General features: G+C 70.8%; 11 protein-coding genes. 10 read left to right on the top strand and 1 reads right to left on the bottom strand.

All coding sequences use genetic code 11. The features are described 5' to 3' along the window. The first annotated feature begins 329 nt into the window (after nucleotides 1-329). Together DVH02_RS20765 and DVH02_RS20760 are read left to right on the top strand one after the other, a co-directional pair. Entirely contained in the window at nucleotides 330-674 is a 345-nt protein-coding gene (locus DVH02_RS20765) for a DUF4158 domain-containing protein (protein ID WP_158575920.1), read from the top strand. Between the two features lie 56 nt (nucleotides 675-730). Then, entirely contained in the window at nucleotides 731-1,471 is a 741-nt protein-coding gene (locus DVH02_RS20760) for an NUDIX domain-containing protein (protein ID WP_233518351.1), read from the top strand. Nucleotides 1,472-1,473: 2 nt separating this feature from the next. Here the strand turns inward: DVH02_RS20760 and DVH02_RS20755 are convergent, their stop codons facing one another. Beyond that, nucleotides 1,474-2,847: a hypothetical protein gene (locus DVH02_RS20755; protein ID WP_114625337.1), complete on the bottom strand. Its 1,374-nt coding sequence runs from the start codon at nucleotides 2,845-2,847 to the stop codon at nucleotides 1,474-1,476. Nucleotides 2,848-3,038: 191 nt separating this feature from the next. On the opposite strand from DVH02_RS20755, the gene DVH02_RS20750 reads away from it, so the two are divergent. The 8 genes from DVH02_RS20750 to DVH02_RS20715 all read left to right on the top strand — a co-directional run. After that, complete coding sequence (locus DVH02_RS20750) at nucleotides 3,039-3,830, top strand: 2-keto-4-pentenoate hydratase (RefSeq protein ID WP_114625336.1); 792 nt, start codon at nucleotides 3,039-3,041, stop codon at nucleotides 3,828-3,830. Between the two features lie 68 nt (nucleotides 3,831-3,898). Next, complete coding sequence (locus tag DVH02_RS20745; RefSeq protein WP_114625335.1) at nucleotides 3,899-4,756, top strand: acetaldehyde dehydrogenase (acetylating); 858 nt, start codon at nucleotides 3,899-3,901, stop codon at nucleotides 4,754-4,756. A gap of 14 nt (nucleotides 4,757-4,770) precedes the next feature. Continuing rightward, nucleotides 4,771-5,781 carry a 4-hydroxy-2-oxovalerate aldolase gene (dmpG, locus tag DVH02_RS20740; RefSeq protein WP_233518350.1) on the top strand — a complete coding sequence of 337 codons (1,011 nt, stop codon included), beginning with the start codon at nucleotides 4,771-4,773 and terminating at the stop codon, nucleotides 5,779-5,781. Between the two features lie 32 nt (nucleotides 5,782-5,813). After that, entirely contained in the window at nucleotides 5,814-6,779 is a 966-nt protein-coding gene (locus tag DVH02_RS20735; RefSeq protein WP_325051389.1) for a beta-ketoacyl-ACP synthase III, read from the top strand. Then, nucleotides 6,776-7,006, top strand: a complete 231-nt coding sequence (locus tag DVH02_RS20730) for an acyl carrier protein (protein ID WP_114625332.1) — start codon at nucleotides 6,776-6,778, stop codon at nucleotides 7,004-7,006. Before DVH02_RS20735 ends, DVH02_RS20730 begins: the two co-directional genes overlap by 4 nt. Before the next feature lie 7 nt (nucleotides 7,007-7,013). Beyond that, a complete protein-coding gene (locus DVH02_RS20725) occupies nucleotides 7,014-7,859 on the top strand; it encodes an HpcH/HpaI aldolase/citrate lyase family protein (RefSeq protein ID WP_114625331.1) in 846 nt (281 codons plus the stop codon). Then, nucleotides 7,856-8,386, top strand: coding sequence for a MaoC family dehydratase (locus DVH02_RS20720; RefSeq protein WP_114625330.1), 531 nt, complete (start codon nucleotides 7,856-7,858; stop codon nucleotides 8,384-8,386). Before DVH02_RS20725 ends, DVH02_RS20720 begins: the two co-directional genes overlap by 4 nt. Nucleotides 8,387-8,395: 9 nt before the next feature. Continuing rightward, the coding region (locus DVH02_RS20715) for a GNAT family N-acetyltransferase (protein ID WP_114625329.1) at nucleotides 8,396-9,171 on the top strand (776 nt) is incomplete at its 3' end.

The raw sequence follows: 9,171 nt of genomic DNA, 5'->3' as shown, positions 1-9,171 counted from the left end.
GAGAGGGGCGGCCCCCACCCGTCATGAATGGTGCTGGTTCAGCTCGCTTACCTCTTGGTGCTGACCCGCAGAACGCAGCGGATGGTGACCAGCGGGGCATGAATCCCCACCAGCACCACACCCCCCAGCCGCCGAACCGGAGCCGGGCCACCCCACACCAAGTGTGCGCACCCACCCACACGTCGGACCGAACGCCGTACTCGGGGTGCCGGTAAGAACGCTGTCACCAGCCGCAAACGGCGGTGATCTTGTGAGGGTGTCACTCGTGTGGGTGAGTCCGAGGTCGTACGGCTGCGGCGGGTGAAGCTCTGCGAGGACGATCGGCGATCGTGGCCCGTACTCCGCTGGATCTGGATGAACTCGTCGATCACTGGACGCTGTTGAAGGACGAGCAGGCGCTCGTGTCCGGCAAGCGCGGTGCGACGCGCCTTGGCTTCGCCGTGCTGCCGAAGTTCTACACGCAGTACGGCCGTTTTCCCCGGAACCGGACAGAGCTGCCCGGTGAGGCTGTGGAGTTCGGCGCCCGGCAAGTACAGGTTCCTGCCTCTGAGCTGGAGTCCTACGACTGGGTAAATCTCGACATGGGTGCCCGTCTGAACCTGGCTGCGGCCACCGTTCCGGGCCCCCGCTCACCGGCGGACACCGACGACCGGCAGCTAGCCGGGCGCCCATAGTTTCACGTAATCGCCCGAGTTGGCGGTCATGCTGGAGCGGTTTCTACGATGAGCTGGTGACCGAAACGCTGCCCCCCGTGGGCATTGATCTCTTCGACGTCGAACGGCTCCTGCTGACCGAAGCTGCGGAACCGCCGCTGCCGTCCCATGACGCTGAGACCCGGGACCGGGTGTGGGAGAGGGCGGTCCGGGCCAACCCTGCTCTCTTCGACGGGCCTGTGGTGGCGTGTGGGGGACTGGAGCGGAGCGGACCGCGCATCCTGCGCCTGTCCTGGGTGCGTGTGACCTACCGGCACTACGCGCTGCGTCGTGTTCCCGGTGCCATCGCACTGCCCTCGCTGTTCGTGAACGTCGTTCAGCCGACCGTTGACGGCCGTGTGCTGGCGGCGAGGATGTCGCCCGCTACGGCTGCCCCGGGCCGCTGGCAGCTGCCGGGGGGATCTGTGGAGCCGCCCGAGGATGGGGCGGTGCTGGACGAGTCGGCGCTGGCCGGCCAGGCCGCGCGGGAGCTTGCCGAGGAGTTGGGGATCAGCGCGGCTGCGGAGGAGCTGAGGCTGTGGGCCGTCACCCGTGGCGAGAACGGCAGTGTCGGCCTGACCTACCTCGCACCTGCCCTTTCCGAGGCAACGTTGCGTGCGGACTTCACCGCCGTATCGGCAGCCGAGCGTGTTCAGGGCCGTGTACCTGAACTCGACGACATCGCCCTGGTGCGTTCACCGGACGAACTGGCTGCTCTGACGGGGCCGCACGCGGACTATCTGGAACCGATCGTTCGCCGCTTCGCCGGGTGCCGCTGAGGTCAGGCCCCGGCGAGGAAGTCGCGTCCCCGTTCGTCGAGGTCGGCCACGCACCGCAGGCCACGGGCCCGGAAGCGTGCGAGGTCGCCGCGCATACGGGAGACCGCCTTGCGGGTGCGGACGGAGCGGACTCCGTCCATGTGGTCGATTGCTCGGTGCCAGGTGGCGCACGCCTGCTCGATGCTGCCGCGCTTGAGGTGCATCTCCGCGCCCGCGACCAGGTCCAGGGCGACGATCCGCGCGTAGGTGTCTGCGGGGCGGGCCGTGGCGGCCAGCGCGTACTGTTCGGCGGCGGCCCGGTGGTCTCCTACGGTCTCGTGGACCTTGGCGGTGCGGGAGTACACCGATGCGGCCGGCGGGCCCCAGGTCAGCGCCCAGAACGGCACCTCGTCGCCGGGGGCACCGGTCAGCAGGATGCGGGAGTGTTCGGCCTCGGCCAGGGCCGCACGGTGCCTGCCGCTTTTGGCCAGGGTGTGGGCGTGAACGACGCGGAAGAGCGCTTCGGTCTGGGCGTCCACTCGTCCCTTGGCCCGGTTTAGTCCGGTCTCGGCCAGGCCCAGGCAGTGCTCGGGGCGATGGAGCTTGAGGCCCTGCATGGCCATCGTGCGCATCACGAATCCGTCGTGCCCGCGCAGGCCGGATTCGGCGGCCAGAGCGTAGGACTGGAGGTAGTAGCGCTGAGCGAGTCCCTGCTGACCTGCGTCGTAGCTCTTCCAGCCCAGCAGGTGGACTCCTCGGCCGGCGGCGGACAGCATCTGCTGGCGGACTTCGTCGGTACGGAACCGGGCCCGGCACAGCGGGGCGACGTCGTCGCGGAGGTAGGTGACCAGGGCACTGCGGCCGTGTTGTCCGCCGTGGCGTTCGTCCATCTCGGAGAACGCGTGGACCATGTCACGGACGGCGGCAACCTCGGCCATGCCGACGGTGTAGCCGGTGCGGGCGGCCGCGGTGCGGGCGGCGATGTCCTGGACGTGGCTGAGGGGTAACGCGGCGGAGGCCGCGGAGTAGGCGGAGGCCGTCAGGAAGCGGCGGCGGTCCAACTCGTACCTCCACATCGGCAGCAGAGCGTCCAGCGGGTCGCCCTCCAGGGACAGTCCGATGGTCTCATTCTCGGCTTCTGCCGGGGAGGGCAGGCCGAGGTCGGCGGTGGTCAGGAGGCGGCCCAGGCGCCGGGAGAGCGCGACCGCGAGGTAGCGGGGTGTGTCGCCTCGGGGCACGGATCCGCCGAGCCAGTGCTCCATGTTGGACTTGTTCGTGCGTAAGTCCGCACCGCACTCGGCGGCGACCGCGCGGACCGCCTTGGCCAGGGCCTCGTAGGTGAGGCCGGATTCGGCGACAAGGGCGCTGAGCTGGGCGTTCGGCGTGCGCGTGGTCATGAGTACCTGCCCCGTATATACGCGATATACCGCTTGGCCTGTCCATCACCGTACCGCTGCGGTGAGCCCCCGGGTTGACTGTTCATCAGGCCCGAGCCTGGCGGCCGGCATCTCAGCGCCGCGCCGGATCTGCTCCCGTGCCCACGTCTGCGAACCGTAGGTGATGCCCCATGTCCCGAGGAGGAATCGTCATGGACGAGCCGGATGATCGCTGGATCGACGCTACGGCGTCGGCTCTGCTGGCGGCGGAGTACGAGCGAGTGCCGATCGACGCGCTGACCGTCCGGAGTCCGGAGCTGTCTTTGGAGACCGCCTACCGGGTGCAGGGGGCGGCGGTGGCCCGGCGGATCTCGGGCGGTGCCCGCGTCGTCGGCCACAAGGCCGGGGTGACCTCTCGGGCCATGCAGGAACAGATGGGCGTCGACGAGTCGGACTCGGGTGTCCTGCTGGACAACATGGTGATGCCTACCGGCAGCACCATGGCCCGGTCCGTGCTGATGCAGCCGCGGGTGGAGGCGGAGATCGCTTTCCGGCTCGGCCGTGACCTGGCGGGCGAGAACGTGAGTGTGGACGAGGCGCGGGCGGCGGTGGAGAAGGTGTTCCTTGCCCTGGAGGTGATCGACACCCGGTTCACCGGCTGGCGCATCACGGTCGCGGACAGTATCGCCGACAACGCGTCCTGTGCCCGGGTGGTCACCGGGCCCATGGTGCCGCTCGGCGCGGACATGGACCTGGCCGCCGAGCCGCTGGTCGTCAGCGTCGACGGCACCGCGGTGGCCACCGGAGAGGGCCGCGCCGTCCTCGGCGACCCGCTCCGCGCCCTGACCTGGCTCGCCGGACGGCTGCACCGCGCAGGCAGCGGACTGCGCGCCGGGCAGCTGGTCCTGGCCGGGGCCGTGCACGCCAGCCTCCCGCTGGAGGCTCGGAGCACGGTGCGCGCCCGCTCGCCGCATCTCCCGCCGGTCGAGCTGCGCGTGCGCTGACCGCAGCACCCTGCTGACCCCGCACCTCGCACTCATGCACCTCCTCCCCTTGAATGAAGGAGCGGCCGATGGCTGCTGATGAACAGAGTCTGCGTGTCGCGGTACTCGGCGCGGGCCTGATCGGCGTCGACCTCACCGACAAGATCCACCAGTCGCAGAAGCTGGAACTGGCCCTGGTGGCAGGGCGCGACCGGGACAGCCTGGGGCTGCGACGGGCGGCCGAGATGGGCCACTCGACCACGGCCGGCGGGATCCGCGCCGTGGTGGATGCCGGGCCCTTCGATGTGGTCTTCGACGCCACCAACGCCGACAGCCACGCCGGACACTGGGCGGCGCTGCGTCCGACCGGCACCACCCTGATCGACCTGACCCCCACGGAGCTTGGCACGGTCATCGTCCCGGGGGTCAACAGCCACCGGTCGTCGGCCCACCGGCACGTGAACCTCGTCAGCTGCGGCGGGCAGGCGGCCATTCCGGTCCTGTACGCGATCTCCGGGCACTGCACCCCGACTTACATCGAGGTGGTCTCCACGGGGGCGAGCGCGAGCGCTGGCCGGGCCACCCGCCTGAACCTCGACCAGTACATCGCCACCACCTCCGCCGCGATCCGGACCTTCACCGGCACCCGGGACGTCAAGGTGATGGTCAACCTCAGCCCCGCCCGGCCCGCCCCGCCGTTCCGGGTGGCCGTGACCGTCCTCGCGGACAGCATCCGTGCCGCACCGGTCCGCACGAGCATCGCGGCAGCCGCCCAGGCCGTGCGCGCCTACACGCCCGGGTTCAAGGTGACCTCGCTCGCCGTGGAACCGGGCCGGATCTCGGTCGCGGTAGAGGTGACCGCCAGCGGCGGCCGCCTGCCCCCTCACGCCGGAAGCGTCGACATCATCAACGCCGCCGCCGTTCTGCTCGCAGAGCAGTCCCGATGAAGGGAACCCCACCCGTGAACACACACCCGCACGAGCGGCCCCGGATCCTCCTGCACGACCCGACCCTGCGCGACGGCCACCACGCCGTCGGCCACCACCTCGACGCCTACGCCACCGCCGCGAACGCCGCCGCCGTGCCGGTGGTCGAGGTCGGCCACGGCAACGGCCTGGGCGCCTCCAGCCTCCAGATCGGCCGCTCCAAGCTCGACGACGCCACCATGCTCACCACCGTCCGCGAAGCCCTCACCTCGTCGCGGATGGGCGTCTTCATGGCCCCCGGCTGGGGTACATCCGACGACCTGCAGGCCGCCGTCCACCACGGCGCCGACATCGTACGGATCGCCGCGCACTGCACCGAGGCCGATGTCACCGAACGTCACCTTGGTGTCGTCCGCGACCTCGGAGCCGAAGCCCAGGGCGTCCTGCTCATGAGCCACATGACCGGACCCGGCGACCTCGCCGAACAGTGCGCCCTGATGGTGAAGTTCGGCGCTCAGGCCGTCGGCATCATGGACTCGGCCGGGTACTACCTCCCTTCCGACGTCACCGAGCGCGTGCACGCCATCGCCGACGCCGTCGGTGTGCCGGTCATCTTCCACGGCCACAACAACCTGGGCCTGGCCGTGGCGAACAGCCTTGCCGCCGTGGACGCGGGAGCGACCGTCATCGACGCGACCGCCCGCGGGTTCGGCGCCGGGGCCGGCAACACCCAGCTCGAAGTCCTCGTGGCCGTCCTGGAACGCCGCGGCGCCGAGACCGGGATCGGCCTGCGCGAGGTCCTGGCCGCCGCCGACGTCGCCGCCGACCGCCTGATGGAGGCCCCGCCGTCCATCGACTCGATCGCCGTGGCCAGCGGACTCGCCGGGGTGTTCTCCGGCTTCAGGCGGCCCGTCCTTCAGACCGCGCAAGCGGAAGGCGTCGACCCCATCGACCTGTTCCTCGCCCTCGGCGAGCGTCAGGTCGTCGCCGGGCAGGAAGACCTGATCGGCGTGGTTGCCCGGCAGCTCAAGCCGGCCGCCCGATGACCACCGCATCCGTCGCTGCCGGGAGAGCGGCCGTGATCTGCGCAGTCGGCGCGGCACTGCCCCCGCACACCGTCTCGAACGCCGACCTGACCGCACGTCTGGAGACCACGGACGAGTGGATCCGCTCGCGGACCGGCATCGCCCAACGGCACGTCGCCGGGGCGGACCTGTCCACGACCGACCTCGCCGTACGGGCCGGCGCCCAGGCACTCGCCGACAGGGAACCGGTCACAGTGGAGGCACTGGTGGTGGCCACGACCACCCCGGACCGCTGCTGTCCGGCCACCGCCCCCGCCGTTGCCACCCGGCTCGGCCTGACCGGCATCCCCGCCTACGACCTCGCGGCCGGCTGCACCGGGTTCCTCTACGCCCTCGCCACCGCGGCCGGGCTCATCGCCGCCGGCACCGTAGGGACCGTCCTGGTCATCGGTGCCGACCGCCTCGCCGCCCTTCCCGACCCCGTGGACCGCACGACCGTCCCCCTGTTCGGCGACGGCGCCGGAGCCGTGGTGCTGCGCCACGGCAGCGCGGACGAAGCCGGGGCGCTCGGGCCGGTGGTCCTGGGCAGCGACGGCACCGGCGCCGGCCTGATCCGGGCCTCCCGCCCCGGCACCCTGCACATGGACGGAGGCGAGGTCTTCCGGCATGCGGTCGACCGCATGTCCACCGCATCCCGCCAGGCCACTGCCGCCGCCGGATGGGAACTCGGCGACATCGACCGCCTGGTCCCGCACCAGGCCAACAGCCGCATCACCGCCTTCGTCGCACGCAGGCTCGGCGTCCCCGAAGACCGCCAACTCAGCAATATCGCCGAGACCGGCAACACCGGCGCCGCGTCCATCCCCCTGCTCCTGGCCCGCTCCGCCGCCGACGGCCGTCTCAAGCCCGGCCACCGCACCCTGCTCACCGCGTTCGGCGCCGGACTGACCTGGGGCGCCACCACCCTCACCTGGCCCGGCCTCTCCCCGCAGCCACCCACCCAAAGGAGCCGGACATGACCGGTGACCTCACCCGCATCCTGACCGACGACCTCAAGCTGCCCGCCGACCGGCTCACCGACGACGCCAGGCTCGACCACGCCGGATTCGACTCCCTCGCCGTCGTCGAACTGTCCGTCCTGCTCACCGACCGCTACGGCATCGACATCAGCGACAGCGACATCAAGAACGCCGCCACCCTCGGCCGGCTCGACCTCCTCATCACCACCAAGCGCAACGGAAGGTGACCACCCCATGACCAGCAACAACCGCCGTCCCGGACGGGCCTGGATCATCACCCCCGGCCTGCACGAAGACCGCTTCGCCACCGCGCGGAAGTCCGGCGCCGCGGTCGCCGTCGTCGACATCGAGGACTCCGTCGCCCTCACCGACAAGCAGACCGCCCGCACCGCATCCGAAGCGTTCTTCGCCCACCCCGACCTGCCGTGCACCCTCGGCATCCGGATGAACGGCCTGACGACGCTCGACGGCATCAAAGACCTCGCCGCCCTCGCCGCCTACACCGCCCGGCCCGACCTCATCGTGGTCCCCAAGGTGGAATCCCCCCGCGACATCGAACTCGTCGCAGCCGTACTCGACACCGACGACTACACCCCCGACATCTGGGCGCTGATCGAAAGCCCCCGGGCCTTCGACACCCTCCCCGCGATCATGCGCGCACCCCGGCTCGGCGGCGTCCTCTTCGGCTCCGCCGACTACGCCGCCTCCGTCCGCTGCGGCCTGGACTGGGACACCCTCCACTACGCCCGCTCGGCCCTCATCAACGCCGCCACCGCCGCGAACATCCCCGCCATCGACGCCCCCACCTGGGAACTCGACGACCCCGGCATCCTGCGCCGAGACGCCGAACGGGCCAAGGAAATCGGCTTCTACGGCAAGGGCTGCGTCCACCCCCGCCACGTACAGGTGATCAACGAGGTCTTCACCTCGACCACCGAAGAGATCGCACAGGCCCGCGCCATCGTCGAGGCCGCCGACGCAAGTGGCGGAACGGTGACCACCGTCGACGGGCAGATGCGCGGCACCCCCTTCTTCAACCGGGCCCGCGCGCTCGTCGCCGAAACGGACCGTACGTCATGAGCATCGGCCTGCCCCACAGCTACCGGCAGATCGGCGAGGACCGGATCCGCGAGAGCGTCGGCCTCTCCTACCCCGAACTCGCCCCCGGCCTGATCATCGAACACCGGCCCGGCCGGACCGTCACCGAACTCGACAACCTCCTCGGCGCCGCCCTGAGCGGCAACGTCGCCCCCATCCACACCGATGCCCACTACAGCAGCCAGACTCGGTGGGGCCGCATCCTGGTGTGCTCCGGCGTCACCCTCAACCTCGTGGCCGGCATGACCGTCCGCAGCGTCAGTGGCCTGACCACCGCCAACGTCGCCGTCGACCACGTGCGCTTCACCACGCCCGTCCACATCGGCGACACCCTGTACGCCGAGACGAAGATCCTCACCCGCCGGGCCTCCGAGAGCCGACCCGACACCGGGGTCATCATCTGCCACACCACCGCACACAACCAGGACAACACCAGCGTCCTGGCCTTCACCCGCACCTTCCTCGTGCCTCTGAACGCGGACGCCGCTCGCGACGCCACCTACTACTGAGGGCGAACCATGAATCAGCAGTTGACTTTCGCCCCGGCCGACGACGGCCTGTGGGAGCAGTACAGTCAGCTCGCCACCCGCGCCTACGGCCACCCGGTCGGTGACATCACCCACCTGCGCGAGCACGCCGACCTCCAGGTCGCCGTCCGCGGCGGCCGGGTCGTCGCCGGCGGCCTCGGCCTCCTCGTCGATCAGTTCTTCGGCGGTGCTCCTGTCGCCAGCGCCTGCCTCGGCGACGGCTGCGTGGCCCCCGAGGAGCGCGGCGAGCACCTGGCCGCCGACATGGTCACCGAACGACTGCGCCCCCTGATCGATCGCGGAGCGGTGATCTCCACGGTAGTGACCTCCTCCACCGGCTACGCCCGCCGCCTCGGATGGGAAGCCCCCACCGGCGTCCTCGCCTGGGCGGTGGCCACCGACGACCTCAAATGCTCCTTCACCACCGCGGACTTCGAAGTCGAGCACGGGCTCACCGACGAAGCCGAAGCCCTCCAACGCGACCTCGCCCGACAGTGGAACGGTCCCGTCCACCGACCCACCTGGTGGCCCCGGTGGAAGCACGACAAGAGCAATCTCACCACCTACCGCTTCGCCCGGCCCGGCCACCTCGTCACCGGCCTGCTCAGCCTCACCACCAAACGGCACGAGCGCCACGGCATGAGCCTGGTCGTCCATGATTTCTGGGCTGCCGGTCAGCCCACCGCCGCCGCCATGCTCGCCTTCCTCGGCCACCACAACACCCGCGCCCGCACCATTGAGTTCCGGCGCGGGTGTTGTGGTGGCCG

This window comes from Streptomyces corynorhini (assembly GCF_003346515.1).
Taxonomy (GTDB): Bacteria; Actinomycetota; Actinomycetes; order Streptomycetales; family Streptomycetaceae; genus Streptomyces; species Streptomyces corynorhini.
Note: the sequence above shows the minus strand (reverse complement) of the source record. Positions and strands in the feature narration are given on the sequence as shown.

Coding starts and splice junctions, on each gene's coding strand:
- DVH02_RS20725 (WP_114625331.1), top strand. CDS start 7,014: ATGACCAGCAACAACCGCCGTCCCGGACGGGCCTGGATCATCACCCCC.
- DVH02_RS20755 (WP_114625337.1), bottom strand. CDS start 2,847: ATGACCACGCGCACGCCGAACGCCCAGCTCAGCGCCCTTGTCGCCGAA.
- DVH02_RS20730 (WP_114625332.1), top strand. CDS start 6,776: ATGACCGGTGACCTCACCCGCATCCTGACCGACGACCTCAAGCTGCCC.
- DVH02_RS20720 (WP_114625330.1), top strand. CDS start 7,856: ATGAGCATCGGCCTGCCCCACAGCTACCGGCAGATCGGCGAGGACCGG.
- DVH02_RS20750 (WP_114625336.1), top strand. CDS start 3,039: ATGGACGAGCCGGATGATCGCTGGATCGACGCTACGGCGTCGGCTCTG.
- DVH02_RS20745 (WP_114625335.1), top strand. CDS start 3,899: ATGGCTGCTGATGAACAGAGTCTGCGTGTCGCGGTACTCGGCGCGGGC.